Below are 26933 nucleotides of genomic sequence, written 5' to 3'. Positions count from 1 at the left end.
TGGACATCTCTGTCGCCCCCCTACCAAGATCAGTTTGTGGCCTGAACTTCCGCCTCAGCACCGCTTCCTGTCTGCACAATGTTCTCCAGTTGACATGGACTGAACAGATCCAGCGATTGCTTATACACAGAAGTCTGCACGCCCATAAAACCCAGCACAGAATGGAACAGGTTGTCCTGCGAGACATCTTTGCTGCTCTGCTGCTTCATGCACTGGGCATTTATGCCGCTGCTGCGCTGTACGCCGTCTGAGAGCCACATCACCATCGGAATATGGGTTTGCTCTGACGGTGAAATCGCATAGGGAACACCGTGCAGGTACATGCCACTTTCCCCCAACGACTCACCATGATCAGACATGTACAACATGGCCGTATTCAGCTTTGCAGACTTCTCTTTGAGCAGGTCAATGGTCGAGGCCAACACATAATCGGTGTACAGCATGCTGTTGTCGTATGCATTGACGATGGTCTGGCGCTCGCAGCGGTCCAGCTGCACCTGATCACACACCGGGGTCAACTTCTCAAAGGCAGTCGGGTAGCGCTTGTAGTAAGCGGGGCCGTGGCTGCCTTTCATGTGCAGAACAATCACCGCATCACGATCCAGTTTGTCGAGGTAATCCGAGAGCTTGTACAGCAACACCTCGTCACGGCACTCTGCTTTAGTACACAGGCTATCGACATCCAGGCGGGACACATCCTCGGTCGGCACCCGGTCACAGGCGCCTTTACAGCCTGAGTTGTTATCGCGCCAGAGTACGGACACTCCAGCACGCTGCAGCACATCCAGCAGGCCTTCGCGGTTCTGCGCCATGCTGCTCTTGTAATTCTCCCGACCTACGTCCTGGAACATGCACGGCACCGAAACGGCTGTGGCCGTACCGCACGAACTGGCGTTTGTGAAGTTGATGACATCGCGTTTTGCCAGCTCAGGCGTGGTATTACGCTCGTAGCCATTGAGGCCGAAGTTGACCGCCCGCGCGGTTTCCCCAACAACGACAACCATCACCTTGGGTCTAGCGCCCAATGTAGCTGGCGCAACCCGGTGTGCATCCGCGCCAACCACTTCCAGCTTGGCAGGCGCACTGAACTCCCGTTTCAGATAACCATGGACAGCCCCGACCACGTTCGACGGCACCAGCATCAGACGCACTTCACGGTTATTGCGCAGCAGCGAGGCGTAAGGCTGATAAAAGCTCATCACCACACCAAAGAAGCAGACCAGCAGCAGCGCCATGCAGCCGAACTTGAGTGTGGTTTCACGCTTCCAGCCACGGTTAAGCAGACGAACACGACTGATCAGGACGATAGGCAGCCCGGCAAACAGCAGCAGCCATCCCAACATCCGCCAGGTCAGCAGCTCATTGGCCTCGGCTATATCGGTCTGCACCACATTCATCAACATCGAATAGTCGATGACGATGCCGTAGCTGTTCATAAAGTAGCTGGCCGCAGCTGAGATCAGCACCACAAGCGCCAGCACAATCTTGGTCGTGCGCCCCCAGGCCAGCAGACTGAGCAGGATGTACAGCCAGATCCAGACAAACACCGGCAAACTGAGCAGAAACAGCAGGCTGTCGTTCTCCCAGCCACTGACGCCCTTCCAGACCGTGCGCCAGAACGGCAGGTTCATGGTCAGCATCAACCACAACGCCACCAGCATAGTCAGCGCATTGCGGCTGAGCGTGATGCTGAACCAAGGTGTGATTTTTTCGACAAGAGAACGATACACAACGGACCCCAGACTGAATGATTCAGCCGGGAATCTACTGACTCGCTTGTTCAGCCAAAGTCGAAAAATCGTGAAGATTTCGTTGGCCAGTCTTTAATCGTTTGAAGGCGCTCAATGGCACGAAATACGGAGTGCTGCGCCAACCATTTGCCGTTACTGAAGCACTCGAATGGGCTGAAAGGATACCGGCTGAAAGTACGCTGAGATAAACGTCCAGAATACGGCACTTAGGACAGTAGTGTCGGTCTAACGGGTCCCTGCTTGTTCAGGAAAACTAAACATAAGCGCTATTTCTGTAGTTGGCGCTGCACCTATACAGAAGAGGCTTAAAGTATGTCCGCTGATAAAGAACAAATCGCACAAGCCCAAGCAAGTAAAGACCCGGTGGCCATCGTCGGGGCGTTCCTCGCCAACTCAGGTAAAGACAGCGTCGCCTATGCCGCCAGCCAGCTAGTAGCTGAAGATGCCACCTACACTTCGCTGAACTTCGAAAACCCCGAACTTCAGCAGATCGAGCCCTGGACAGGCACCCGCAAAGGCCGCCAGGTGTTCGTCGACACCTTCTCCAACGTCGGCACGTACTGGGACGTGAATGACTTCCAGGTGACTGACATCTTCGGCAGTGGTGAAAAGGTCGCGGTATTTGGCCAGTTCACTTACACGTCAGTTGCACTGGGCCACCGCTTCACTTCACCGTTCTCGGTACTGGCGAAAGTCGAAAACGGCCAGATCGTTTACTTCCAGTTTATGGAAGACACCTACGCCTCGGCTAAATCCTTCCGCCAGAGCGGCCAGTGGACCATTAAGTCCACTCAGGACAGCACGCCGTTCCAGGTGGGCTAAACCTTGGATTCAGGAGCGCTTAGGCGCTCCTGAATCAGCCGAGCGTTCCCTTTATCAAACAAAAATTACTTTTCCGTAAATAAAATCGCACAACCCTCTTACCAAATCTGCACTTCCTGTCTAGCATGCTGCCATCACCCGGAGCAGCTCACCCATGTATATCCCCACCGCGTTTCGCCAGGAAGAACTCAGTGCCCTGCACCAGCAGATGCGCGCCTGCCGCTTGCCCAGCCTTGTCAGCCATGGCGAACACGGCCTGCTGGCCACCCCCTTGCCGATGCTTCTGGTTGAAGATGAAGGCCCTTACGGCACACTTTACGGCCACTTCGCCCGGGCCAATCCGCAGTGGAAGGATCTGGCAGCCGGTGCCGAAGCGCTGGTGATCTTTCAGGGCCCGGAAGCCTATGTGACACCCAGCTGGTACGCCGCCAAGGCCGAACACGGCAAAGTGGTGCCGACCTGGAACTACATCAATGTTCAGGCGCGCGGCAAGGTAGAGATTTTTGAGGACGCCGAGCGCCTGTTGAAAGTGGTCAGCGGCCTGACCGACCTGCATGAAAGCGATCGGGAACAGCCGTGGGCGGTCAGTGATGCCCCGGACGATTACATCGCCGGCATGCTGCGTGCGATTGTCGGCTTTGCCCTGCCCATCGAGCGCCTGGATGGCAAGTGGAAACTCGGGCAGAACCGCAGCGAGCAAGACCAGAACGGCGTGCGCGAAGGCCTGCAGGCCAGCAGCGATGCACGTGATCAGGCGCTGGCTGAACAGATGCCCGTACCTGCTCAGCGCTGATCACCGCTCAGTCGATTTCAAATAAACCGTTGCGTACCGTCGCACCACCCAGACGCTGGCGGATGTCGTCATCAATCCGCGGATCGTCCGGGCTATAGAGCATCACCTGGCGATACGCAGCGACCCGGTTAATCTGCTGGCCGAGGAATTCCCACACCACGCGGGTGCAGGCCGGAGTACGACGGTCTCCACTGGAAACGCCGGTCTTCAGGCCATTCAGGCGCTTGATGCGACTTTTGAAACTGGGGATCAGAATGGTCTGACTGATCTCATTGCCAGTCAGCGACTCATAGTCCACCAGGAAGATGCGGTCCTGCAGGAAGTACGCTGCTCCCAGATAGCGACAACGCACCCACTCTTCGGCCTTGGCGCTGTCCGCCCCGGCAGGCTCCTGCCGCTCCTGCCGCTCGAACAGAAAACTGCCGCGCTCTTCGCGCACATGCACCAGCGACAGCAAAATCTGTCCCGGTACGGACATGCAGTTTGAGTATTCGAAGTAATAACCGCAGTAGCGTGACATGTCGCTGCAGTAACCCGGCAAGGGCGCAAACAGCTCCGTCACCGGACTGCTCAAACGGTAGTTCTCGCGCAGTCCGTGCTGACCGCCAATCAGCTCGGCAAATTGTTCCGCCGGTAACTCCAGCTCATACGCCTCGACACCGAAGAAATCGCATATACGCTTAAGGTTGTACGCGATCGGACGGCTTTGACCACTGAGGTATTTGTTGAATTGCGCGCGGTTGATGTCGAGCTTGCGGCAAACCTCGGCAATAGAGCGGTAGTGACTGCAAAGTAGCTTGAGATTGGTGCCTAAATGGGCAGACATGTCAGACGTCCATGTGATGCGAGCGACGCTATTTTAGCATCAGGTCGCGCCATGTCGCCTCCACACGCGAAATTGCACGATGAACGCCAGTCAACAAATATGCCCGGTCTGTGTGCCCGCGCTGTGGAGCACCCCATACATAAGAAATAAGTGAGAGCACTCTGAAAGCCTGGCGATAGCCGCCCAGACCGCATTCAGAGGAGCCCTGCTAAGACGAGGCGACACAATGCTTAAAGACATTTACTTGCAGATATTGAGCGCGATGGGGGTCGTCAACGATCTCCTCTGGGGCAAGGTGCTGATCGTCGTGCTGGTAGGCCTTGGCCTGTACTTCACCATCCGCTCGAAATTCGTCCAGTTCCGCTACTTCGGCGACATGTTCCGCATCTTCGGCGAGGCGTTCAAACGTCAGCCGGGCCAGCTCAGCTCCTTCCAGGCACTGATGCTGTCGGTAGCCGGGCGCGTTGGCGCAGGCAACATTGCCGGTGTGGCGGTCGCCATCATGCTCGGCGGACCGGGCGCGGTGTTCTGGATGTGGGTAGTGGCGCTGCTGGGCATGGCCACCAGTTACTTCGAATGCACCCTCGGTCAGCTGTACAAAGAGCGTCAGGCAGACGGCACCTACCGTGGCGGTCCGGCCTTCTACATTCAGCAGGGCCTGGGCAACCGTGGCATGGCCGTACTGTTCTCGGTGCTGCTGCTGGTGACCTTCGGCTTTGGCTTCAACGCCTTGCAGTCGTACACCGTTGCCACTTCGCTGCATGACACCTTCAACATCCCCACCTTCGGCAGCGGCCTGATTCTGGTGGCTGTGATTGGCGCCATCATCTTCGGCGGCATCAAACGCATTGCCGGTATGGCCGACGTAATGGTGCCGATCATGGGCATTTCCTACATCGGCATGGCGCTGGTGATTTTGGGCATGAACCTGAATGTGGTGCCGGATACTCTAATGCTGATCGTGCGCAGTGCCTTCGGCCTGGAGCCAGCCTTCGCAGGCGGCATGGGCGCGGCGATTGTCTGGGGTGTTAAACGTGGCCTGTTCTCTAACGAAGCAGGTCTGGGCAGCGCACCGAACGTGGCTGCCGTGGCGGAGGTCAAGCACCCGGCGGCTCAAGGTATCGTGCAGTCGCTGAGCGTATTTATCGACACCATCTTGGTCTGCACCAGCACTGCGCTGATCATCCTGCTGTCGGGCATCTATCAGCCGGGCATGGAAATGGAAGGCGTGCTGCTGACCCAAAACGCCATGGCCTCGCAGGTCGGCGACTGGGGCAAGATCTTTGTCAGTTCGGCTCTGGTACTGTTTGCCTTCACCACCTTGGTTTACAACTACTACCTGGGCGAGAATGCGCTGAGTTTCTTCACCAAAAACCGCGGCATGCTGGTGGTTTACCGCGTACTGGTGATCAGCCTGATCATGTGGGGCTCGCTGCAAGACCTGACCACCGTGTTCGGCTTTGCCGACCTGACCATGGGCCTGTTGGCACTGGCTAACCTCACCGCCGTGGTGCTGCTGTTCAAGAAAGCCCTGCGGGTGATGGATGACTACGACGCTCAGATCAAAGCGGGTATTAAAAGCCCGGTATTTGACGCGTCCAAGTTCAGCGACCTGAAACTGGACAACAGCTCCTGGCCGACTCCATCAGCCTCTGCTGATGATCTGGCGGCGGTGCGCGACAGCGTCCACCAGCGTTAAACGGAAGCGACGCCGCAACACAAACAGGGGGCCTAGCCCCCTGTTTTCATATTCAGTGCATACAAATGCGGAGACCCGGAATGGGCTGCAAAAACATTCTGCTGCTGTACACCGGCGGCACCATCGGTATGCAGATGAGCGCGGACGGCCTGGCCCCAGCGTCTGGGTTCGAAGAACGAGTGCGCGCCGAACAGGCGAAGCAAAACCTCACTCTGCCGAGCTGGCAGTTCCGCGCCCTCTTGCCACCTATCGACAGCGCCAACATGACCCAGCACAACTGGCTGGCCATGGCCGCGGCAATCCGCGAATGCGTTGCAAACGGCTGCGACGGCGTGTTGTTGCTGCATGGTACCGACACCCTGGCCTACAGCGCCGCTGCCCTGAGCTTCCTGCTGCTGGGGTTACCGGTGCCGGTCTTGCTGAGTGGCTCGATGCTGCCTGCGGGTGCCGACAACAGCGACGCCTGGGGCAACCTGTTCGGCGCACTGAACGCACTCGCCGATGGCGTCAGCAACGGCGTTCACCTGTACTTCAACCAGCGCCTGATGCATGGTGCCCGGGTCAGCAAACTGAGCAGTGACGACTTCGACGCATTTCAGGTTCTCCCACGCCCACGTCAGAGTGAGCGCGCCGAGAGAATCCCCGCTCAGCTGGATTACCGTCAGGTACGGCAGCCCGTCAATCTCGCTGTACTGCCCTTCTATCCCGGCCTGCAGGCCAGCCACCTGCGTGCATTGCTAAGCACTGGCGTAGAGGGTTTGCTGCTGGAGTGCTTCGGCAGCGGCACCGGTCCGTCTGACAATCAGGACCTGCTCGCTGTACTACGCGAGGCCCACGACAACGGCGTGGTAATCGCCGCCATCAGCCAGTGCGCCCATGGCCACGTCGAATTCGGGGTGTATGCCGCTGGCAGCCAGCTGGCCAGTTGCGGACTGATTTCCGCTGGGGGGATGACCCGCGAAGCAGCGCTTGGCAAACTGTTCGCTCTACTCGGTGCCGGACTGACTCAAGCCGAGACCGAATACTGGTTTGCACTGGACCTGTGTGGCGAGCGCGCTGACTGATAACACCGCGCTGCCCGCGTCCCTGATGACGAGGAAGCACTGCATGGCAATTCGTATACCCGTCGAAATCCGCCCCGTCAGCGCCGCTGATCTTGAGGCCTGGAAGCCGCTCTGGCACGGCTACCAGCGCTTCTACATGACCGAAATTGACGCTGCCACCAGCGAAGTCACCTGGCAACGCTTCCTTGACCCGAACGAGCCGGTCAACGCTGCTCTGGCATGGCACGAAGGCAAAGCCATCGGCCTGGTGCAGTGGATTTACCACCGCTCAACCTGGACCCAAGGCGATTACTGCTACCTGCAAGACCTGTTCATCAGCAAAGAAACCCGCAGCAACGGCGTGGGCCGCCAACTGATCGAATACGTCTACGCCCAAGCCAAAGAACACGGCTGCTCGCGCACCTACTGGCTGACTCACGAGAGCAACAGCAAAGCCATGCTGCTCTACGAGCGCATTGCTGAAAAGTCGGGTTTTATCCAGTACCGCAAGCTGTTCTGAGCCTGCCCGCGAGGGAGTAAGAAAAAGTTATGCCCCACTGCACGTTGTGCTGTTACCTGCAGCTGTGAACACCCAATCCGGGGAAGGACGACGGGCGCTCAAACCGGGGCATAACCTAAAAGCGTGGAGCCCTAGGCTCCTGGCCTGCACACCTGCCGGTCTGCCTGCCACAACCGCTGCCTGAGGCAGCGGCTGTTGGAATAAAAAGAAGCCCCCTAAACCGTCTGAATGCCTGTTCAACCAGCCGGGGGCTTCGAGGTTAACCTTCGATTTCGATCAGCACTTCGCCTGGGTTGACGCGGTCACCCTTGGCTACGTGAATGGCGGTGACAGTCCCGGCGATCGGAGCCTGGATTTCTGTCTCCATCTTCATCGCTTCGCTGATCAGCACGGCTTGGCCGGTCTTAACCACATCACCGACCTTAACCAGTACATCAACGATGTTGCCCGGCATGCTGGTGCTGACATCGCCCGGCGCGCTGGCCTGCTTACGCTTGCCACCGGCACCGCCGACAAACTCGTTAAGCGGCTCAAACACCACTTCTTCAGGCATACCGTCGATGGACAGGTAGAAGTGACGCTTGCCGTCGCCTTTCACACCCACACCGGTTATATCCACACGGTAGCTTTCGCCGTGCACGTCGATGACGAACTCGGTCGGTACGCCCTCGCCGCCCACAGCTGAGCTTGCGCCCGCTTCCGGGATCGGCAGCAGCACTTCAGGAGTCAGCGTGCCGGAGGCGCGCTCTTCGAGGAACTTGCGGCCAATGTCCGGGAACATGGCGTAAGTCAGTACATCTTCTTCGCTCTTGGCCAGGCTGCCGATTTCTTCACGCAAACGGGACAGCTCAGGCTTGAGCAGATCAGCCGGACGCACTTCGATCAGCTCTTCGCTACCGATGGCCTGCTTGCGCAGTTGCTCGTTGACCTTGCCCGGCGCCTTGCCGTAACCGCCTTGCAGGTACAGCTTCACCTCGTTGGTGATGGTCTTGTAGCGCTCGCCAGCCAGTACGTTGAACACGGCTTGAGTACCGACGATCTGCGAAGTCGGCGTAACCAGCGGCGGGAAGCCGAGGTCTTCACGAACACGCGGAATTTCCGCGAACACTTCGTTGATGCGATTCAGTGCGCCCTGCTCTTTGAGCTGGTTAGCCAGGTTGCTCATCATGCCGCCCGGCACCTGATTGACCTGCACGCGGGTATCGACCGCGGTGAACTCGCTTTCAAACTGGTGGTACTTCTTACGCACGGCGTGGAAGTACATGCCGATTTCCTGAATCAGCGCCAGGTCCAGACCGGTGTCGTATTCGGTGCCGCGCAGTGCTGCAACCATCGACTCAGTGCCCGGATGGCTGGTGCCCCAGGCGAAGCTGGAGATCGCTGTGTCGATGTGATCAGCACCGGCTTCAATCGCCTTGAGCTGGCACATGCTGCCCATACCGGCAGTGTCGTGGCTGTGGATAAACACCGGCAGATGCACCGCATCTTTCAGCGCCTTAACCAGCTCAGCAGTAGCAAACGGTGTCAGCAAACCGGCCATGTCTTTAATGGCGATGGAATCCACGCCCATCATGGCCATGGCTTTGGCCTGTTCCACAAACGCCTCAGTGGTGTGCACCGGGCTGGTGGTGTAGCTGATGGTGCCCTGAGCGTGCTTACCGGCAGCCTTCACCGCCTCAATGGCCACACGCAGGTTACGCACATCGTTCATGGCGTCGAAAATACGGAAGACGTCGATACCGTTAACCGCTGCCTTGGCAACAAATGCACGGACTACGTCATCGCTGTAATGGCGGTAGCCCAGCAGGTTCTGGCCGCGCAGCAGCATCTGCAGACGGGTGTTCGGCAGTGCTGCTTTGAGCTTACGCAGACGCTCCCACGGGTCTTCCTTAAGGAAGCGTACGCAGGCGTCAAAGGTCGCGCCGCCCCAGACTTCCAGCGACCAGTAGCCGACTTTGTCGAGCTTGTCGCAGATCGGCAGCATGTCTTCCAGACGCATGCGGGTCGCGATCAGGGACTGGTGGGCGTCGCGCAGGATGGTATCGGTGACAGTGATTTTCTTAGCCATTTTCAATTCCTCACAGGCCGGCGTGCGCGGCGATTGCAGCAGCGATGGCCAGGGCCAGTTCGCCCGGCTTGCGTTTGATCGAATAGTTCAGCAGTTCCGGATGTTCTTCTACGAAACTGGTGTTGAACTGCCCTGACTTGAACTCGTCGTTGTCGAGAATCTGCTGGTAATAGGTCGCAGTGGTCTTCACACCCTGCAAGCGCATGTCATCCAGCGCGCGCGAGCCACGGGCCAACGCCTCTTCCCAGGTCAGCGCCCAAACAATCAGCTTCAGGCACATGGAGTCGTAATACGGCGGAATGGTGTAGCCGGTGTAAATCGCCGTATCGGTACGCACGCCCGGACCGCCCGGCGCGTAGTAACGGGTGATCTTGCCGAAGCTCGGCAGGAAGCCGTTGCGCGGGTCTTCCGCGTTGATCCGGAACTGCAGGGCGAAACCGCGATACTGGATGTCTTCCTGCTTTACCGACAGCTCAAGGCCCGATGCAATGCGAATCTGCTCGCGGACGATGTCGATACCGGTGATTTCTTCGGTAATGGTGTGCTCTACTTGAACGCGGGTGTTCATCTCCATGAAGTACACCTCGCCATCAGCCAGGAGGAACTCCACAGTACCAGCGTTCTCGTAACCCACGGCTTTTGCTGCACGCACCGCGAGGTCACCGATATAGGCACGCTGCTCGGGGGTCAACTGTGGGCTTGGAGCAATTTCAATCAGTTTCTGGTTACGGCGCTGGATCGAGCAGTCGCGCTCGAACAGGTGCACGGTGTTGCCAAAGGAGTCAGCCAAAACCTGCGCTTCGATGTGCTTCGGATTAACAATGCACTTCTCCAGGAAAACCTCGGCGCTGCCGAATGCCTTGGTGGCTTCGGAGATTACACGCGGGTAGGCCTGTTCCAGTTCTTCGCGGCTGTTGCAACGGCGGATACCACGGCCGCCGCCACCGGAAGTGGCCTTCAGCATCACCGGATAACCGATGCGATCACCTTCACGCAGGGCTTCTGCCAGATCGGCGACGTTGCCTTCGGTGCCCGGCGTTACCGGCACACCGGCCTTGATCATGCTGCGGCGAGCTTCGGTCTTGTCGCCCATGCGGCGAATGACTTCAGCGCTCGGGCCAATAAATTTGATCCCACGTTCGGCGCAAATCTCTGCCAGTTCAGCGTTTTCAGAGAGGAAGCCATAACCGGGGTGCAAGGCATCACAGCCGGTTTCCACCGCCAGGTTGACCAGCTTACGCGGGTTCAGATAACCGGCCAGCGGGTCTTCACCAATGCTGTGCGCCTCATCTGCACGCTTAACGTGCAGCGCCATGCGGTCAGCATCTGAATAGACGGCCACCGAGCGAATCCCCATCTCGGCGCAAGCGCGAACGATACGGACTGCAATCTCGCCGCGGTTGGCAATCAAAATTTTCTTGATCACGAGCCAGCTTCCTCGATCACGTGAACAGGTAACCGGCAAAACCGGCCTACGTGGGTCTGCCATCAATGTGGCAGGCATGCCGGTAAAACTACGCCGAGGTCTCGATTAACAAAAATCAATATTTATTGGGTTTAGTATTAGTAAGGACTTATAGTTGACCGAACGGGGCATTTCTAAAAAGGCAAAATAAATGCGTAAGTCATTGATGCGTATGACTTTTCGTCAATTACAAGTATTTCGCTCGGTGTGCAGTAACCTGTCCTACAGTCGCGCGGCAGAAGAGATGTCACTCACACAACCCGCCGTAAGTTTGCAAATTCGTCAGTTGGAAGAGCTGATCGGCGAGCCACTTTTTGATTACGTCGGCAAGAAGCTCTACCTCACCGAAACTGCCGAAGTCCTGCTGCGCGCCAGTGACGATGTGTTTGGCCGCCTGGAAAGCCTGGACATGCAATTGGCCGACTTGCAGGGACGCCTGCAAGGCCAGCTGAGCTTGGCGATTGAATCCAGCGCTAAATACTTTATTCCTCATCTTTTTGCCGAATTTCGCCACGAATATCCCGAAGTTAGCTTGAAGATGTCAGTCACCAACCACGCTCAGGTGGTCAAGCGCCTGAGCAGCAACCGCGATGACCTGATGATCCTGTCGCGGGTGCCGACAGACATGGACCTGGAATTCCTGCCGTTCCTGAATAACCCGATCATCGCCGTCGCCCCTGCCGATCATCCGTTGAGTCAGCTGGAGCGCCTGAGCCTACAGGACCTGACGGCCTGGCCTTTGCTGATGCGTGAGAGCGGCTCAGCCACGCGGCTAGCCTGCGAAGAGTTCTGTCACCAGAAACGCGCGCACTTCCCCGTCACGCTGGAAATTGCGTCCATGGAAGGCCAGCTTGAGGGCGTACTGGCAGGTCTTGGCGTGGCTTTGCTGCCGCGCCACGCTGCGCGCCGCGAACTGGAATGCGGCGCGCTGCGGGAATTGCCGGTGGCTGAATTACCGCTGTATCGCAGCTGGTGCCTGGCGCATCCGCGCAGCAAATACCTGTCACCTGTAGCGCAGGCCTTCTTCAACTACGTGCGCGACAACCGCAGCCTGATCAATAGCCTGGCTGAGCGCTTCGCTGCGCCCGTGAGTGCTGGGCAATCACGCCAGTAACAATCAGTTCCGGGAAATCGGACAAGGCCTGCTGCAACTCGCGCTGCTCGGTGTAATTCTCGATCGCCCGGCGGAAGGCCATGCGGCGCTGATCCAACTTCTTGCGGCGCTCGCGGGCCGCACTGTTCACATTCGGCTGCTCTTGATCCAGATAGACAGACATCGGTGAGACTCCCAAGCCAGATAAGGGGAGCTACAGAGTCGCCAATCCAGATGACGGTTTAAGCGCAGATGGATGAACGTCAGGTGAATATTCAGCGGCAAGCCTGGCGGAGATTCGCGGTTGAAAGCGCTCCCACGGCCTTGATCTCTGTGGAAGCGGTTTCAACTGCCAACAAGCGAATAACTTCAGTCTTCGCTGGCGCGCATTGTCTTAGGTGACAGGCGCAAGCTGCGCAGACTGCGCTTAACACTCTTAAGGTGATTAACCAGATCAGGCCCACGCGCCATGGCCACGCCCATCGCCAACACGTCGATCACAACCAGGTGGGCAATGCGCGAGGTCAGCGGCGTATAGATTTCGGTGTCTTCCTGTACATCAATGGCCAGGTTCACCGTAGCCAGATCAGCCAGCGGGGTCTGACTCGGGCACAGGGTAATCAGGTTAGCTCCCGTCTCACGCACCAGATTGGCGGTGGTCAGCAAGTCTTTGGAGCGTCCGGACTGGGAAATACATATCGCCACATCGCTGGGCTTCAACGTCACCGCACTCATCGCCTGCATGTGCGGGTCAGAGTAGGCCGCCGCATTGAGCAGCAGGCGGAAGAACTTATGCTGAGCGTCTGCCGCCACTGCACCAGAAGCACCAAAACCGTAAAACTCCACACGCTGGGCGTTGCTCACGGCATTGATTGCGCGCTGCAGGGCCTGGGTGTCGAGTTTCTCCCGCACTTCCATCAAGGTGTGCAGGGTGGTGTCAAAGATTTTCAGGCTGAAATCGGCAACCGAATCATCTTCATGGATCGCAAACTGACCAAAGCTGGCACCGGCGGCCAGACTCTGCGCAAGCTTGAGCTTGAGGTCCTGAAAACCGGTACAACCGATCGCCCGGCAGAAGCGCACAATGGTCGGCTCGCTGATGCCAACGCTGTGGGCCAGCTCAGCCATGGAGCTGTGCATAACCGATGCGGGATCAAGCAGAACAAAGTCGGCGACCTTTAGCTCGGACTTGCGAAGCAAATGACGGGACTGGGCGATGTGTTGCAACAAATTCACAGATTTAGACTCTACTTGGCTAACGAAACCATCTGGCTCGGCACATACGAGCGTGGACTCGGCTATGATCGGAGCAAAACGGGCTGTAGTGACTTTGTAGTTATACTACAAGGACGCCAACCCCGCACGGCTAAACCAAGTCGGAGTGACCATTTTGATCTTCCCCTGCGACATGCTGGTGTTTGGCGGTACCGGCGATCTGGCTTTGCACAAACTGCTTCCAGCGCTCTACTACCTGCATCGTGCCGGCCGCCTGCATGCTGAAACACGCATTCTTGCCCTGGCCCGGAGCCCTCACAGCCGCAGCGCATATCAGGCGATGGCCGAGCGCAATTGTCGCGCTCAGGTCGCCCGTGACGACTTCGACAATGACACCTGGGCGAGGTTCGCCGAGCGCCTCGACTACTTCGCCATGGATGCCAGCCAAAGCGCCGACTTCGGCCGCCTGAGCAAGCGCCTGGGCGATGACCCGGAGCGCGTTCGCATCTACTATCTGGCCACCTCGCCGGGCTTGTTTGAAGACATCGCCTCACACCTGAAAATCGCCGGGCTGGCCGGGCCGAAAGCGCGCATCGTGCTGGAAAAACCCATCGGCCAGTCGCTGGAGTCGGCCCGCGCCATTAACGCCTCAATTGGCGCAGTATTCGATGAATCTCGGGTGTTTCGCATTGATCATTATTTAGGCAAAGAGACCGTGCAGAACCTGATGGCGTTGCGCTTTGCCAACGCCCTGTTCGAGCCAGTCTGGCGCGCCGGTCACATTGAACACGTGCAGATCAGCGTGTGCGAAACCCTCGGTGTGGAAAACCGCGGCAGCTATTACGAGCACGCCGGTGCAATGCGCGACATGGTGCAAAACCACCTGCTGCAACTGCTCTGCCTGGTAGCGATGGAAGCCCCGGTGCGCTTCGATGCTGAATCGGTGCGCAATGAAAAAGTCAAAATCCTCGAAGCCCTCAAGCCTATCAGCGGCCTGGATGTGCAGGACAAAACCGTGCGCGGGCAATACACCGCCGGGAAAATCGGCGGGCAGGAAGTGCCGGCCTACTACTTCGAAAAGAATGTGGATAACGACAGCGACACCGAAACCTTTGTCGCCGTGCAGGCTGAAATCGACAACTGGCGCTGGGCCGGCGTGCCTTTCTACCTGCGCACCGGCAAGCGCATGGCGCGCAAAGCCTCGGAGATTGTCATCCAGTTCAAACCGGTGCCGCATCAGCTATTCGGCGGCAGCGAGGCCAACCGCCTGCTGATTCGCCTGCAACCGCAAGAGCGCATTAGCCTGCAACTGATGGGCAAAAGCCCCGGTAAAGGCATGCACCTACAGCCTGTTGAATTGGACCTGAACCTCGCCGATGCCTTCCAGAAGCAGCGGCGCTGGGACGCTTACGAGCGCCTGCTGCTGGATGTGATTGAAGGCGACTCAACTCTGTTTATGCGCCGCGATGAGGTGGAAGCAGCGTGGGCCTGGGTCGACCCGATCATCAGCGGCTGGCACCAGCACTACCAAAGCCCGCGCCCTTACCCGGCTGGCACCAACGGCCCGGAGCAGGCCAGCAACCTGCTCGAGCGCTACGGCCGGCAGTGGCTGGACTAGGCTGCGGATTGAACAGGCCAGCGGCGAAAATACAGGGCAACCACAACCAGCCCGAATAGCCCGGCCGCTCCCGCCAATAGAAACAGCCCGTCATACCCCAACGCTTTGGCCAGCACACCGCTGGCCGCACCAACCAACCCGGCCAGCAACATCTGCACGCTGGCCTGCAGGGTGAAGTCACCGCCCTCGTGTTCTGCACGACAGCGGCCCATCATCGCGGCGAACAGCGCCACTGTGGACATACCATCGGCAAACTGTTCGAACAGCGCCACGGTATAAACCTGAACGCCACTCGCCGCCGAACCGGCCAGCCAAGCCATCCCGGCAATACCGGCGGCCTGGAGCAGGCCAAACAGCATCAGCGAACGGAATACACCCAAACGGCTGTAGAGCAGACCGCCAATCAGCGCCCCTACGATGCCCACCACGCTGCTGAGCAGGGTCAGCTCCCCCAGCGCGCCCGTGCTCCAGCCCTGATCCACTAGCATCGGCTTGATCATCGGCGAGCCCAAGGCATCGCCCAGTTTGAAACTGAGCAGCACCAGCAGCCAGAACAGCATGCCAGGCTGCATAAGCAGGCCCCGGTAATGCCGCCACAACAGCGACGGCCCGACAGCCGACTCAGCTTGAACAGCCTGAAACGGTAACTCGCGCTGCTCCGCAAAGCGCCAGATCGGCAGCGTCATTAACACCAGCAACAGCGCCACCACCGCGATGCTCAGGTGCCAGCCCAAGGGCTCCATCATCAACAGCAAGCCGCTGCCACTGACCAGCATGCCGACTTTGTAGCCACCGACTTGCAGGCTGTTGCCAAAACCACGCAACCGCTCCGGCAGCAAGCGCACGGCCAGGCCATCGGTGGCGATGTCCTGGGTCGAAGCCGCGAGATTAATCAGTAGCAACAGGCCGATCAGCAACGCAATCGAACTGCCAAAGAGCAGCTCCGGGCTCATCAGCGCCAGTACGACCAGAATGCTGATAACCGTTAGCTGCAGCGGCAGAATCCAGCCACGACGATGACCCAGGCGCGGCGAAGCAAGGCGATCCACCCAGGGTGCCCACAGCACCTTGAGCAGCCATGGCAGGGCCAGCAGCTTGAGCAGGCCGATCAGCGCCAGATCAACCCCATGCTGGCGCAACAGTACAGGCAAGGAGTGAGCGATCAGGCCAGACGGCAAGCCCTGCGCGCAGTACAGCGACGCCAGCAGAATCACCGTGTTACGCGGCAAGACACTGGCGGACGAGGAAGGATTCAACGACATGGTGCAGGCTGGCCATCATAAAAACGCGACAGTAACGGCCCGATCAGGATCAGACAAGCATCCTTAACAGGCCGCTCAGCACCTCACCAGCTGCTCACTGAATATCTCGGCAAAGCGCTTGGCGTTGACCGGTTTGCTGATCAGATAGCCCTGCACTTCGTCACAGCGCTGACTGCGCAGAAACTCCAGCTGCTCAGTCGTTTCAACCCCTTCAGCCACTACCTTCAGCTCCAGGCTATGGGCCATGGCAATAATGGCGCGGGTGATTGCGGCATCCTCGCTGCCGGGGGTCAGATCGCGGATAAAGCTCTGGTCGATCTTCACGTAATCCACCGGGAAGCGTTTGAGATAGCTGAGCGAGGAGTACCCCGTACCGAAGTCATCAATCGCCAGCTTGACCCCCAACTGCCGCAGCTGGCGGAAAGTGCTGATCACGCTTTCGACGTTATCCAGCAGCTGGCTTTCAGTCAGCTCCAGCTCCAGCAAATGCGGCGGCAAGCGGGTTTCTTCCAGAGTCTGGCAGACCAAACTGTACAGGTTGCCCTGACGCAACTGATGCACCGACAGGTTGACCGAAACACGCACCGGCCCAGGCCCTTCCATCTGCCAGATACGCGCCTGCTGGCAAGCCTGACGCAGTACAATTTCGCCAATCGAGCCAATCAGGCCGGTCTCTTCGGCCAGGCTGATAAAGTCGCTCGGCGGCATCAGCCCCAGTTCAGGGTGACGCCAGCGCACCAGTGCTTCAGCGGCAAAAATACCGTCAGTGGCCAGGCACAACTTGGGCTGGTAGAAGACCTCCAACTGACCGTCAGCAATGCCTTTGCGCAGCTGCGTTTCCAGCTGCAGGCGCTCCAGTGTGCAAGCCTGCAGGTTGTCGGTGAAAAACTGCAGCGTGTTGCCGCCCAGATGCTTGGCGTGCTGCATGGCCATATTCGCCTGGCTGACCAGCGCGGGGATCTCCCGGGCGTTATCCGGCATCAGGCTGATCCCCAGCGACGCACTGATCACCAGTTCATGACCGCCCACCGTCATCGGTACGCGCAGCTTGCTCAGCAGGCGACTGGCCAACCGCGCCAAGCTGGAAAGGTTGGTGTAGGAGTCGATAATCACCGCGAATTCATCGCCCGACAGCCGCGCCAGCGTGTCCGCCTCCGGCAGCGCCTGGCTGAGACGGCGACTGACCTGACGCAGCAGCTGATCCGCCACCTCATGACCGAGGCTGTCGTTGAGAATCTTGAAGCGATCCAAATCAATATGCAGCAGGGCAATGCTGCGCCCGCTCTGGCGTGAGCGTTGCCCGGCTTCATGCAAGCGCTCCTTGAACAGGCTGCGGTTGGCCAGCCCGGTCAGCTCGTCATAGTGCGACAGGTAGCGCAGGCGCTCTTCAGCGTCGCGGCGAGCTGTCAGGTCCGCAAAGAAGCCGACGATATGACGGATTTTGCCCAAACTGTCGCGCACCACATTGAGTTGCAGCCACTGCGGATACAGCTCCCCGTTTTTACGGGTCTCAATCAGCTCACCTTGCCAGCTGCCGAACTTCTTCAACTCCTCGCCAATCAGCGCGTACTGACGCAGGTTGTCGTTGCTGCCGAGTAGCTCAAGCACGCTTTTGCCCAGCACATCGTCCTGGCTGTAGCCGGTTACCAGACTGAAAGCCTGGTTGACCGACATAAAGTGATAGCTCGGATCGAGGATAACGATGCCTTCGCTGGCGGCCTCAAACACCGTCGCGGCCAACTGCTGCTGCTCTTCCTGCTGTTTGCGCGCACTGATATCACGGCGCGTGCCAAGCATGCGCAAGACCCGGCCATTCTCATCACGCTCCACCGCCTTGCCGCGGTCTTCAATCCAGACCCAGCGGCCGTCGGCATGCCGTACCCGGTATTCGACCTGATAGCCGTCGGTCTCGCCCTTCATGTGATCAATCAGGGCCTGGCGCAGCTGAGGTAGGTCATTCGGGTGCAGGCGCGGCTTCAAATCTCGCAACATGGCCTGAACCTCATGGGGCTCCAGACCGAATATCTCCTTGATCTGCGAGTGATGCACTTCATCAGTCAGCAGATTCCAATCCCACAGCCCAAGGCCGCTGGCCTCAATGGCCATGCTCAAACGGGTGCGGCTCTTGCTCAACGCGCGGGTGGTCTGGTCCAGCTCACGGGTGCGTTCCTCAACCCGCGTCTCCAGCTCATCGTGGGCCTCACGCAAATCCCGCTCGGCACGGCGACGTTGCCCCACCTCATGGGCCAAGCTTGCGTTCAGGGTTTCCGCCTGCAACTTGGCGTATTCGAGGTTGCTGATCAGCGACTGATTCTGAAAGCGTTGCGACAAACTGGCCTGAACCAGACGATTGACCTGCCAAGCCACCACCAGCAGCGCAAACATCAAAATGCTGCCCAACACGCCCCAGCTTTGCTGCTGCAAATTACCCACAGACAGGAGATTGACCATCGGCGGTAACAGGCAGGGCAGCGCAAACGCCAGGAATGCTCCGAAGCTGATGGCATACGCCACGCTGGCAGAAAGCACCGCCGCGGCAATCAGCCCGTATACCAAGGCCTGCAGCATGATGTCGTTAGCCGGGGCGATGAAAATGGCGGCAAAGCCCAAGGTCAGGCCAGACACACCGGCCCCAATCAGAAATAAGCGATGCCAGCGCCGCTCAGCCTGCTGGCTGGGTAGCGCTCGCTTGAACGCCCGCACTTGAACCAGGCGCAGCATGGCCAGAATAACCACCCACACCGCCCAAATGGATAACAGTGTCGAATGCGCAACGCCCCACAGCAGCCCGGTACACACCAGACAGCTGAGCAGCATGAATAAGGTCGGAACTTGTGAGCCCTGATACAGCATCCGAGTGCGCTCGGCAGCAATGTCCGGCACATACTTACGCTCAACTTCCAGCACAGAAGTCGCCTGCACGGCTAAGGCCTCGGGAGGTCTGGTCGAAATAGTCATAGGCGTTTTTTTATAATCGTGGTTGCCTAAACGCTCAGCAGCATACGTCAAGGGGAGACTGATCCCAAGATAAAGGGCGGCACATTTTCCCTAGAAATACCTATCTTTTTGTCTGTTTTACAGACTCTTTTTTCATAACCGCAGATGACTTACCAGTCATCCATTCCCCCTTCCGGCAGTACCGGTTTGCCCTGCCTGCCCCACCTCCCTAAAATGCCGCCATGCAAAATAACCCTGAACTCCTTCTTGCCTCCCTAAACGACGCCCAAATTCAGGCCGTTGCTGCCCCGCTTGGGCGGCAACTGGTACTGGCTGGCGCAGGCTCAGGCAAAACCCGCGTGCTGGTGCATCGTATCGCCTGGCTGATCCAGATCGAAAACGCCTCGCCACATTCCGTGCTCTCAGTGACCTTCACCAACAAAGCCGCTGCTGAGATGCGTCACCGCATCGAGCAGATGCTCGGCATCAACCCGGCAGGCATGTGGGTCGGCACCTTCCACGGCCTGGCCCACCGCCTGCTGCGTGCACACTGGAAAGAAGCCGGGCTGAGCGAGAACTTCCAGATTCTCGACTCCGACGACCAGCAGCGCCTGATCAAACGGGTCATCCGCGAACTGGGCCTGGATGAACAGCGCTGGCCGCCAAAACAGGCCCAGTGGTTTATCAACGCACAGAAAGATGACGGCCTGCGCCCGCAGAACATCCAGGCTGGCGGTGACCTGTTCCAGGCCACCATGGTCAAGATCTACCAGGCCTACGAAGAAGCCTGCGCCCGCGCCGGTGTGATCGACTTTGCCGAGCTGCTGCTGCGCGCCCTCGACCTCTGGCGCAACAATGTCGGCGGCCTTCTGGAGCACTACCAGCGCCGCTTCCGCCACATTCTGGTGGACGAGTTCCAAGACACCAACGCCGTGCAATACGCCTGGCTGCGCATGCTCGCCAAGGGCGGCGACAGCCTGATGGTAGTGGGCGATGACGATCAGTCGATCTACGGCTGGCGTGGCGCCAAAATCGAGAACATCCGCGAGTTCTCCGATGACTTTGCCGATGCGCAAGTCATTCGCCTTGAGCAGAACTACCGCTCCACTGCGGGCATCCTTAAAGCCGCTAACGCTGTAATCGCCAACAACCAGGGCCGCCTCGGCAAAGAGCTGTGGACCGAAGACAGCGACGGCGAGCCGCTGCGCCTGTATGCCGCCTTCAACGAGCAGGACGAAGCCCGCTACGTGGTCGAGTCCATCGAAGACGCCCTGCGCAAAGACGGCCTCAAGCGCAGCGAAATCGCCATTCTGTATCGCTCCAACGCCCAATCACGGGTGCTGGAAGAGGCCCTGCTGCGGGAGAAAATTCCCTACCGCATCTACGGCGGCCAGCGCTTCTTCGATCGCGCCGAAATCAAAAACGCCATGGCCTACATGCGCCTGCTGGATGGCCGCGAGAACGACGCTGCGCTGGAGCGCATCATCAACGTGCCAACCAGAGGCATTGGTGAGAAGACCGTCGAATCGATCCGCGAGTACGCTCGTCTGCATGCTCTGCCCATGTGGCACGCCATTGAGCAGATGCTGACAGGCAAAGCCCTGCCGGGCCGTGCTGCGGGCGCGCTGGCAGGGTTTATTGAGCTGATCGAAAACCTCAGCGCGAAAACCCGCGAAATGCCGCTGCACCTGATGACCCAGACCGTTATCGAGCAGAGCGGTCTGATCGCCTATCACCAGGCCGAGAAAGGCGAAAAGGCCCAGGCCCGTGTGGATAACCTTGAAGAACTGGTCAGTGCCGCGCGCAACTTCGAGAACCACGAAGAAGACGACCTGACGCCGCTGCAAGCCTTCCTCACCCACGCCTCGCTGGAAGCCGGTGACACCCAAGCCGCCGAGAACGAAGACAGCGTCCAACTGATGACCCTGCACAGCGCCAAGGGCCTGGAGTTCCCGCTGGTGTTCCTGGTCGGCATGGAAGAAGGCCTGTTCCCGCACAAGATGAGCCTGGAAGAGCCCGGCCGTCTTGAAGAAGAACGCCGCTTGGCCTACGTGGGCATTACCCGCGCCATGCACAAGCTGGTACTGACCTATGCAGAAACCCGCCGTTTGTACGGCAGCGAAACCTATAACAAGGTGTCACGCTTCGTCCGCGAGATTCCGCCTGCACTGATACAGGAAGTTCGCCTGTCCAACAGCGTCAGCCGCCCGTTCGGTGCAGTCAGCCGCAACGGTGGCAATAACGACAGCAACCTGTTCGCAGGCAGCGCCGTACCGGATACTGGTTTCAGCCTGGGGCAACGAGTCAGTCATTCACTGTTTGGCGAAGGCACCATCCTCAACTTCGAGGGCTCCGGCGCTCAGGCCCGCGTGCAGGTCAATTTCGAAAGTGAAGGCAGTAAGTGGCTAATGCTCAGTTACGCCAAGCTACAGGCACTCTGATCCCGGATTACAACAATATAAAGGAGCCTCCATGAACCGCCGTTACCTGCTGCTCGCAAGCGCCCTGCTCGCCGTACTCGGCCTGAGCGGATGCAAAGAAGAAAAAGCCCCGGCGCAGGCCGGTGAGGCTCAGAGCAACCAGACCTTCCACTGGAAAATGGTCACTGCCTGGCCAAAGAACTACCCAGGTCTGGGGACCTCAGCGGAGCGCCTGGCCGAACGCGTTAACACCATGAGTAACGGTCGCCTGAACATCAAGGTCTACGCCGCAGGCGAACTGGTTCCGGCCATGGAAGTATTCGACGCTGTCTCCCGTGGCACCGCCGAGCTGGGCCACGGCGCAGCCTATTACTGGAAAGGCAAAGTCTCTGCCGCTCAGTTCTTCACCTCCGTGCCCTTCGGCCTGTCGACGCTTGAGATGAACGCTTGGCTGAGCAAAGGCGGCGGCCAGGCACTCTGGGATGAAGCCTACGCGCCGTTTGGGGTTAAGCCACTGGCGGTCGGCAACAGCAGCATGCAGATGGGCGGCTGGTTCAACAAAGAGATCAACAGCCTGGCTGACCTCAAAGGTCTGAAAATCCGTACACCTGGGCTCGGTGGCGAAGTGTTCTCGCGCCTCGGAGCGATCAGCGTCAACCTGCCCGGCGGTGAAGTCTTCACCGCTCTGCAAACCGGCACCATCGACGCCACCGACTGGGTCAGCCCGTTCAATGACCAGGCCTTTGGCCTGCAGCAGGCCGCCAAGTATTACTACTATCCCGGCTGGCAGGAGCCGCAAGCCGTACTGGAACTGCTGATCAACCAGAAAGCCTTCGACAGCCTCCCGGCCGACCTGCAAGCCATCCTGACCGAAGCCACCCGCGCCGCCAGCCAGGACATGACTGACGATTACATCTATCACAACGCACTGGCGCTGGATGAGCTGAAGAAGTCTGGCACCCTGCTCAAGCGCTTCCCGGACGAAGTGCTGGAAGCCATGCAACGCGAAAGCAGCAATGTTCTGGCCGAACTGGCCGCCGAAAACGACCTCAACGGCCGTATCTGGGCGTCCATGCAAGCCTTCCAGGCGCTGTCCAGCCAGATGCAGAGCATTTCCGAGAAAGAACTGTATAACTGGCGCTAAGCCATTCCCGACACCCGATGAGCGGAACTGAACGGCTCCGCTCATCGTTTTATCCACAGGTCATTAAACACTGTCACCACACCGGACTAGGCTTGCCTACAACAAGCAAAAGCCGGAAACACTCTGCAGCTAGCCAGCGGTAGACAGACAGCGCAAGATGACCCGCGTAGTTCCAATCACCAAGAGACAGCCTGCATGCAACGTTTTCTTAGTATTGCCCTGGCCATGTTCATGACGCTGGGCCTGACCATGAGTTTCGATGCCGAAGCCAAGCGTATGGGCGGCGGCAAATCCTTCGGCTCCGCGCCGAGCCATCAGACCCGTCAGCAAGCGCCAGCCCAACAGACTGCTGCGCCAGCCACTGCTGGCCGTCAACCTGCAGCCGCAAGCGGTGCTTCACGCTGGTTAGGCCCTCTGGCCGGTCTGGCTGCCGGTGGCCTGCTGGCCTCCATGTTTATGGGTGACGGCTTTGAAGGCATCCAGTTCATGGATATCCTGATCTTCGGCCTGATCGCCTTCCTGCTGTTCCGCTTCCTCGCCGCCCGTCGTCAGCAGGCTGGCCCGGTTGCCGCAGGTGGCGCGCCAATGCAGCGTGAAATGCCGAGCAGTAACAGCGGCTCCAGCAATATCTTCGGCAACAGCATCCCGAACAGCAGCAGCGCGCTGATCAAGCCGGTTATCAATGCCCCGGCCTGGTTCAACGAGCAGAACTTTATCAACGCCGGTCGTGAGCACTTCCTGAGCCTGCAACAGCACTGGGACGCGAACGAGATGGACAAGATCGCCGAGTTCGTCACCCCGCAAATGCTCGAGTTCCTGCGCCGCGAGCGTGCCGAACTGGGCGATGGCTTCCAGTCCACCTACATCGACAACCTCGACGTGCAGCTGGACGGCGTGGATGACAATGCCGACAAGACGGTCGCTACCCTGACCTTCACCGGCATCTCCAAAACCTCGCGCTTCGACCAGGGCGAGCAGTTCAGCGAAAGCTGGCGCCTGGAGCGTGCAGTTGGTGAGAACCAACCATGGCTGGTGGCGGGCATCCGTCAGAACTGATTCGCGCTACAATCGAAAAACCCGGGCCTGCCCGGGTTTTTTGCGTTTTATCCAACGGGTTTTATTTGAGGAGTACCCGCATGATTGCTTACACCCTGTTCGGCACCAACGACATCGAAAAGGCCAAAGCTTTTTACACTGAGCTGCTGGCGGGCTTGGGGGCTACTGTGCAGCAGGATTTCGGTCGTGTTGTGCTGTTCGGCAAGAGCGCGGCCGAACCGAGCTTCGGCATTTGCGGCCCGCAGAACGGTGAACCGGCGACTGTTGGTAACGGCAGCATGATCAGCCTGATCGCCAGCTCCCGCGAAGTAGTCGACAGCGTATACGCCAAGGCTCTGGAGCTGGGTGCCACCGATGAGGGCGCGCCGGGCGAGCGTCTGCCGGGCATGTACCTGGCATATATCCGTGATCTGGATGGCAACAAGCTGGCCTTCTTCCACGCCGGTTAATAGCCGTTCAGCCTTAGCGGGCTGATACGGTTTAAAAACGCCGCTGTCCTGTGGATAAGCGGCGTTTTTACATCAGCTAGTGGGCCTGTGTTTCCCATTTACGCAAGGCCTGATCGCGATTGCGGCTGTTGCGCTCAATGCCATCGAGTTGCTCTGCATAGTGACTGACCCAATTACGCGGCCCGGGAATCATGTTGGAGATCTCGCTCATGCTTTCTTTGAGCGTCGCCATGATGTTCCGCAGGTCCTGCTCCTGCTCACGTAGCATTAATCCGAGCTGGGCGTTGCTGTCTGGATATTCCTTGCGCTCAAACAAACTATCCAACTGTGCGGCGTGCTGACTGGCTAAGAGCTTTTCCTGATAAATCAGCGACAGCTGTTGCTGTGAGCTGGCTTTCTCGAGCGTCTTTACGTGTTGCTCTATCAGGCGAATTTGCCGGGCAGCACTATGATCAAAGAGCATGTAGAAATTGAGCGTAAGACTAAGCATGGCCACCGCCCACAGCGCACAATGGCTGAAGGTGAAACGTACCGGCTTGCGGGGATTAGCCTGATCTTGGCTCTGGAGGGCGGTATCCGGACTTTCCGGTGCGATGAAGCTGTCGAAATCAATCTTCATGACAAAATCCCTTTGTCGACATGCGAGCTGTCTAGGTCGCACAATTGAAGGCATTATGCCATCTTTTAGACCGCTTTATAGTCAGGTATAAAGCCCCCGAATTGATTGCTAGCAAGAGGCTATCCCGTGGAAGACGTCATCGAGCAGTTGCGAGATCTCAACGAACCGGTGCCAGTGCCTCTGGAATTACCGGATGAAGAAACCCTGGTAGAGATTCAGGAGCAGATCCTGATCCACCTGCCTCACGGCCTGCGTGAATTTCTCCTGCAAGTCAGCGATGTGGTGTATGGCCGCCTTGAGCCGGTCACCGCCAGCGATCCGCAGTCCCACACTTATCTGCCGGAAGTCGCCGCCACCGCCTGGTCCCTTGGCGTACCACGGGAAATGGTGCCGTTGTGTGAAGACCACGGTAATTATTACGTGGTGGAAGAAGACGGCACCGTGCTGCTGTGGGAAGCCGAGACCGAAGAGTTCAGCGAAGAAAGCTGGGAGTCAGTCTGGCACTGGGCGCGGGACGTCTGGCTGGAAAGCTGATTTAACAACGGGCAACCAGCAAGGTTGCCCGTTTTGTTATGGCAGTTAGTGCGCTTTCTTTTCCAGCGCCAGCAAGTTGAGCAGATAGCGGGCGAAGTAGCTCATGTCTTGCTCCATGGCACTGCGCGCAGCCTTGCCATCCCCCGCCTCCAGCGCGCTCAGGGCTTCTTCGTGGAAGTCGTTAAAGCGCAGTGACATATCGGCATCGGTAAACAGCCGGTTAAAGAATGGCCCGACCTGTAACCACAGCGACTCGATACTGCGCAGCAAAACCGGGTTGCCGCAGGCCTGATACAGGGTCAAATGAAACTGGCTGTTGGCATCCAGATAGGCCTGTACCTGACGCTGTTCGATGGCCTGGTCCATCTGCTGCACATAGCCGCGCAGGGCGCTGATGTCATCGCTGCTCAGGCGCGGCGCAGCCAGCTCAACCGCAAGCCCTTCAAGGCTCAGGCGCACCTGATAGATGTGTTCGTAGCGTTCGCGGGTCATTGGCGGCACGCGCAATGAGCGCTGCGGCTCGCCTTCTAATGCGCCCTCAGCGACCAACCGTTGCAGGGCTGCGCGAACGGGCATCGGGCTGGTTCCCAGACTGGCGGCGAGATCACGGATTTTCAGGCGCTCGCCGGGCTGGAAGCGACCGGCGAGCAAATCCTGGCGAATACGTTGGTAGAGCTGTTCTTGCAGATTGTCGGCCATAACTGTTTAACGTCCTTGTAGCGGTGGAGCAGGAAGCTGGGCGAGGGTCAGGGAGCAGTCGCGCATGGTGTATGTCCTTGTGGAGATTGATCAGGGTGCTTTGTTTTCGATCAGGCAGTTGCCGCCATCGACGACAATCACTTCGCCAGTGATGTAGCTGGCTTCGCGGGAGGCGAGAAAAGCCACCGCCGCGGCGATTTCTTCCGGGCGACCGGCGCGGCCCATCGGCGTGTATTCAGCTGCCCGAATCTCTTCTTCGGTGGAGGAGCCGGTGGCAATCCAGCCCGGCGCAACGCTGTTCACGGTGATGCCTTGCTTGGCCACCTCCAGCGCCAGGCCCATGCTCATACCAAGCATTCCGGCCTTGGCCGCACTGTAGGCAGACTCGCCAATGTTGCTGCCACGGGTGCCGGTGGTGGAGCTGATATTGACGATGCGGCCGTAGCCACGCGCCTGCATACCCGGCAGCACCGCGCGGGTCAGCAGGAAGGCGGTGCTGAGGTTGCGGGCAATGGACAGGTTCCAGGTCGCCAAGTCCATCGTGGCCAATTCAGCGAAGGGTTCCGGGCTGCCTTGCATGGCCATCCCGGCATTGTTTACCAATACATCCACCTGCCCCCATTGCGCCTCCGCCCACTGAAACAACGCCTGCACTTGCTCTTCATCAGTCAAGTCAGCTGGGCGGCCACGGGCATCAATGCCTTCGGCCCCTAGTTCGGCGGCACGTTGTTCGATGCGATCACTGCTGGCAGTCAACAAAATACGCATGCCCTGCTGCCCAAGACGGCGGCAGATGGCAAAGCCAATCCCGCTCTCACTACCCGCCCCGCTCACCAGAGCGACCTGTGGTTGTTGCATCGTGCAATCCTTCTTTGTGATCACATTTTTCGCAATAAACTA

23 protein-coding genes are annotated in these 26933 nt (G+C 58.7%); 12 read left to right on the top strand and 11 right to left on the bottom strand.

All coding sequences use genetic code 11. The features are described 5' to 3' along the window. Positions 1 to 29: 29 nt before the first annotated feature. Positions 30 to 1730 (bottom strand): phosphoethanolamine transferase, encoded by a 1701-nt coding sequence (locus AO726_RS07330; protein ID WP_058067417.1) that lies wholly within the window; start codon positions 1728 to 1730, stop codon positions 30 to 32. Positions 1731 to 2063: 333 nt separating this feature from the next. Between AO726_RS07330 and AO726_RS07325 the strand changes: the two genes are divergently transcribed. Further along, a complete protein-coding gene (locus AO726_RS07325; protein ID WP_058067416.1) occupies positions 2064 to 2573 on the top strand; it encodes a nuclear transport factor 2 family protein in 510 nt (169 codons plus the stop codon). A gap of 154 nt (positions 2574 to 2727) precedes the next feature. Further along, positions 2728 to 3366 carry an FMN-binding negative transcriptional regulator gene (locus AO726_RS07320; RefSeq protein ID WP_058067415.1) on the top strand — a complete coding sequence of 213 codons (639 nt, stop codon included), beginning with the start codon at positions 2728 to 2730 and terminating at the stop codon, positions 3364 to 3366. A 7-nt stretch (positions 3367 to 3373) separates the two neighbouring features. Here the strand turns inward: AO726_RS07320 and AO726_RS07315 are convergent, their stop codons facing one another. Further along, positions 3374 to 4192 carry a helix-turn-helix domain-containing protein gene (locus tag AO726_RS07315; protein WP_058067414.1) on the bottom strand — a complete coding sequence of 273 codons (819 nt, stop codon included), beginning with the start codon at positions 4190 to 4192 and terminating at the stop codon, positions 3374 to 3376. Between the two features lie 226 nt (positions 4193 to 4418). Between AO726_RS07315 and AO726_RS07310 the strand changes: the two genes are divergently transcribed. The 3 genes from AO726_RS07310 to AO726_RS07300 all read left to right on the top strand — a co-directional run bounded on the left by AO726_RS07310 (position 4419) and on the right by AO726_RS07300 (position 7454). Continuing rightward, the gene (locus AO726_RS07310) at positions 4419 to 5891 is read left to right on the top strand and encodes an alanine/glycine:cation symporter family protein (RefSeq protein WP_241492080.1); all 1473 of its coding nucleotides are present in this window, start codon (positions 4419 to 4421) and stop codon (positions 5889 to 5891) included. A gap of 80 nt (positions 5892 to 5971) precedes the next feature. Next, positions 5972 to 6955 carry an asparaginase gene (locus AO726_RS07305; RefSeq protein ID WP_241492079.1) on the top strand — a complete coding sequence of 328 codons (984 nt, stop codon included), beginning with the start codon at positions 5972 to 5974 and terminating at the stop codon, positions 6953 to 6955. 43 nt (positions 6956 to 6998) lie between these two features. Continuing rightward, positions 6999 to 7454: a GNAT family N-acetyltransferase gene (locus AO726_RS07300; protein ID WP_152987254.1), complete on the top strand. Its 456-nt coding sequence runs from the start codon at positions 6999 to 7001 to the stop codon at positions 7452 to 7454. Between the two features lie 259 nt (positions 7455 to 7713). Here the strand turns inward: AO726_RS07300 and oadA are convergent, their stop codons facing one another. Continuing rightward, the gene (gene oadA, locus AO726_RS07295; RefSeq protein WP_058067412.1) at positions 7714 to 9522 is read right to left on the bottom strand and encodes a sodium-extruding oxaloacetate decarboxylase subunit alpha; all 1809 of its coding nucleotides are present in this window, start codon (positions 9520 to 9522) and stop codon (positions 7714 to 7716) included. Positions 9523 to 9532: 10 nt separating this feature from the next. Continuing rightward, positions 9533 to 10948, bottom strand: coding sequence for an acetyl-CoA carboxylase biotin carboxylase subunit (locus tag AO726_RS07290; protein WP_058067411.1), 1416 nt, complete (start codon positions 10946 to 10948; stop codon positions 9533 to 9535). Between the two features lie 190 nt (positions 10949 to 11138). On the opposite strand from AO726_RS07290, the gene AO726_RS07285 reads away from it, so the two are divergent. Further along, positions 11139 to 12101: a LysR family transcriptional regulator gene (locus AO726_RS07285; RefSeq protein WP_058067410.1), complete on the top strand. Its 963-nt coding sequence runs from the start codon at positions 11139 to 11141 to the stop codon at positions 12099 to 12101. Here AO726_RS07285 and AO726_RS07280 read toward each other — a convergent pair. Together AO726_RS07280 and hexR are read right to left on the bottom strand one after the other, a co-directional pair. After that, complete coding sequence (locus AO726_RS07280) at positions 12043 to 12264, bottom strand: PA3496 family putative envelope integrity protein (RefSeq protein WP_058067409.1); 222 nt, start codon at positions 12262 to 12264, stop codon at positions 12043 to 12045. The two genes, AO726_RS07285 and AO726_RS07280, sit on opposite strands and share 59 nt — an antisense overlap. Positions 12265 to 12449: 185 nt before the next feature. Continuing rightward, complete coding sequence (gene hexR, locus AO726_RS07275; protein WP_058067408.1) at positions 12450 to 13316, bottom strand: transcriptional regulator HexR; 867 nt, start codon at positions 13314 to 13316, stop codon at positions 12450 to 12452. 172 nt (positions 13317 to 13488) lie between these two features. On the opposite strand from hexR, the gene zwf reads away from it, so the two are divergent. After that, on the top strand, positions 13489 to 14913 hold the full coding sequence (gene zwf / locus AO726_RS07270; protein WP_058067407.1) for a glucose-6-phosphate dehydrogenase: 1425 nt from the start codon (positions 13489 to 13491) through the stop codon (positions 14911 to 14913). On the opposite strand, the gene AO726_RS07265 is transcribed toward zwf, so the two are convergent. Together AO726_RS07265 and AO726_RS07260 are read right to left on the bottom strand one after the other, a co-directional pair. Next, positions 14910 to 16175, bottom strand: coding sequence for an MFS transporter (locus AO726_RS07265; protein ID WP_058067406.1), 1266 nt, complete (start codon positions 16173 to 16175; stop codon positions 14910 to 14912). The two genes, zwf and AO726_RS07265, sit on opposite strands and share 4 nt — an antisense overlap. 75 nt (positions 16176 to 16250) lie before the next feature. Beyond that, positions 16251 to 19133, bottom strand: a complete 2883-nt coding sequence (locus AO726_RS07260; RefSeq protein WP_058067405.1) for an EAL domain-containing protein — start codon at positions 19131 to 19133, stop codon at positions 16251 to 16253. Positions 19134 to 19354: 221 nt separating this feature from the next. Between AO726_RS07260 and uvrD the strand changes: the two genes are divergently transcribed. The 4 genes from uvrD to AO726_RS07240 all read left to right on the top strand — a co-directional run bounded on the left by uvrD (position 19355) and on the right by AO726_RS07240 (position 24181). Further along, on the top strand, positions 19355 to 21553 hold the full coding sequence (gene uvrD, locus AO726_RS07255) for a DNA helicase II (protein ID WP_058067404.1): 2199 nt from the start codon (positions 19355 to 19357) through the stop codon (positions 21551 to 21553). Positions 21554 to 21584: 31 nt separating this feature from the next. Then, on the top strand, positions 21585 to 22676 hold the full coding sequence (locus AO726_RS07250; protein WP_058067403.1) for a TRAP transporter substrate-binding protein: 1092 nt from the start codon (positions 21585 to 21587) through the stop codon (positions 22674 to 22676). A 195-nt stretch (positions 22677 to 22871) separates the two neighbouring features. After that, positions 22872 to 23732, top strand: coding sequence for a Tim44 domain-containing protein (locus AO726_RS07245; RefSeq protein ID WP_058067402.1), 861 nt, complete (start codon positions 22872 to 22874; stop codon positions 23730 to 23732). Positions 23733 to 23812: 80 nt separating this feature from the next. Beyond that, on the top strand, positions 23813 to 24181 hold the full coding sequence (locus AO726_RS07240; RefSeq protein WP_058067401.1) for a VOC family protein: 369 nt from the start codon (positions 23813 to 23815) through the stop codon (positions 24179 to 24181). A gap of 76 nt (positions 24182 to 24257) precedes the next feature. Here the strand turns inward: AO726_RS07240 and AO726_RS07235 are convergent, their stop codons facing one another. Beyond that, positions 24258 to 24800 carry a hypothetical protein gene (locus tag AO726_RS07235; RefSeq protein ID WP_058067400.1) on the bottom strand — a complete coding sequence of 181 codons (543 nt, stop codon included), beginning with the start codon at positions 24798 to 24800 and terminating at the stop codon, positions 24258 to 24260. Positions 24801 to 24926: 126 nt separating this feature from the next. On the opposite strand from AO726_RS07235, the gene AO726_RS07230 reads away from it, so the two are divergent. Further along, positions 24927 to 25334, top strand: coding sequence for an SMI1/KNR4 family protein (locus AO726_RS07230; protein ID WP_058067399.1), 408 nt, complete (start codon positions 24927 to 24929; stop codon positions 25332 to 25334). A gap of 45 nt (positions 25335 to 25379) precedes the next feature. On the opposite strand, the gene AO726_RS07225 is transcribed toward AO726_RS07230, so the two are convergent. Next, on the bottom strand, positions 25380 to 26033 hold the full coding sequence (locus AO726_RS07225) for a GntR family transcriptional regulator (RefSeq protein ID WP_058067398.1): 654 nt from the start codon (positions 26031 to 26033) through the stop codon (positions 25380 to 25382). Positions 26034 to 26123: 90 nt separating this feature from the next. Next, the gene (locus tag AO726_RS07220; protein WP_058067397.1) at positions 26124 to 26891 is read right to left on the bottom strand and encodes an SDR family NAD(P)-dependent oxidoreductase; all 768 of its coding nucleotides are present in this window, start codon (positions 26889 to 26891) and stop codon (positions 26124 to 26126) included. Positions 26892 to 26933 lie beyond the last annotated feature (42 nt).

The organism is Pseudomonas sp. TTU2014-080ASC (genome assembly GCF_001446935.1).
GTDB lineage: Bacteria > Pseudomonadota > Gammaproteobacteria > Pseudomonadales > Pseudomonadaceae > Aquipseudomonas.
Note: the sequence above shows the minus strand (reverse complement) of the source record. Positions and strands in the feature narration are given on the sequence as shown.

What these genes read in the sequence shown, in the direction of transcription:
- AO726_RS07325 (WP_058067416.1), top strand. Translation starts at nt 2,064, where the DNA reads ATGTCCGCTGATAAAGAACAAATCGCACAAGCCCAAGCAAGTAAAGAC.
- AO726_RS07320 (WP_058067415.1), top strand. Translation starts at nt 2,728, where the DNA reads ATGTATATCCCCACCGCGTTTCGCCAGGAAGAACTCAGTGCCCTGCAC.
- AO726_RS07315 (WP_058067414.1), bottom strand. Translation starts at nt 4,192, where the DNA reads ATGTCTGCCCATTTAGGCACCAATCTCAAGCTACTTTGCAGTCACTAC.
- AO726_RS07310 (WP_241492080.1), top strand. Translation starts at nt 4,419, where the DNA reads ATGCTTAAAGACATTTACTTGCAGATATTGAGCGCGATGGGGGTCGTC.
- AO726_RS07305 (WP_241492079.1), top strand. Translation starts at nt 5,972, where the DNA reads ATGGGCTGCAAAAACATTCTGCTGCTGTACACCGGCGGCACCATCGGT.
- AO726_RS07300 (WP_152987254.1), top strand. Translation starts at nt 6,999, where the DNA reads ATGGCAATTCGTATACCCGTCGAAATCCGCCCCGTCAGCGCCGCTGAT.
- oadA (WP_058067412.1), bottom strand. Translation starts at nt 9,522, where the DNA reads ATGGCTAAGAAAATCACTGTCACCGATACCATCCTGCGCGACGCCCAC.
- AO726_RS07285 (WP_058067410.1), top strand. Translation starts at nt 11,139, where the DNA reads ATGCGTAAGTCATTGATGCGTATGACTTTTCGTCAATTACAAGTATTT.
- AO726_RS07280 (WP_058067409.1), bottom strand. Translation starts at nt 12,264, where the DNA reads ATGTCTGTCTATCTGGATCAAGAGCAGCCGAATGTGAACAGTGCGGCC.
- zwf (WP_058067407.1), top strand. Translation starts at nt 13,489, where the DNA reads ATGCTGGTGTTTGGCGGTACCGGCGATCTGGCTTTGCACAAACTGCTT.
- AO726_RS07265 (WP_058067406.1), bottom strand. Translation starts at nt 16,175, where the DNA reads ATGTCGTTGAATCCTTCCTCGTCCGCCAGTGTCTTGCCGCGTAACACG.
- AO726_RS07260 (WP_058067405.1), bottom strand. Translation starts at nt 19,133, where the DNA reads ATGACTATTTCGACCAGACCTCCCGAGGCCTTAGCCGTGCAGGCGACT.
- uvrD (WP_058067404.1), top strand. Translation starts at nt 19,355, where the DNA reads ATGCAAAATAACCCTGAACTCCTTCTTGCCTCCCTAAACGACGCCCAA.
- AO726_RS07250 (WP_058067403.1), top strand. Translation starts at nt 21,585, where the DNA reads ATGAACCGCCGTTACCTGCTGCTCGCAAGCGCCCTGCTCGCCGTACTC.
- AO726_RS07245 (WP_058067402.1), top strand. Translation starts at nt 22,872, where the DNA reads ATGCAACGTTTTCTTAGTATTGCCCTGGCCATGTTCATGACGCTGGGC.
- AO726_RS07240 (WP_058067401.1), top strand. Translation starts at nt 23,813, where the DNA reads ATGATTGCTTACACCCTGTTCGGCACCAACGACATCGAAAAGGCCAAA.
- AO726_RS07235 (WP_058067400.1), bottom strand. Translation starts at nt 24,800, where the DNA reads ATGAAGATTGATTTCGACAGCTTCATCGCACCGGAAAGTCCGGATACC.
- AO726_RS07225 (WP_058067398.1), bottom strand. Translation starts at nt 26,033, where the DNA reads ATGGCCGACAATCTGCAAGAACAGCTCTACCAACGTATTCGCCAGGAT.
- AO726_RS07220 (WP_058067397.1), bottom strand. Translation starts at nt 26,891, where the DNA reads ATGCAACAACCACAGGTCGCTCTGGTGAGCGGGGCGGGTAGTGAGAGC.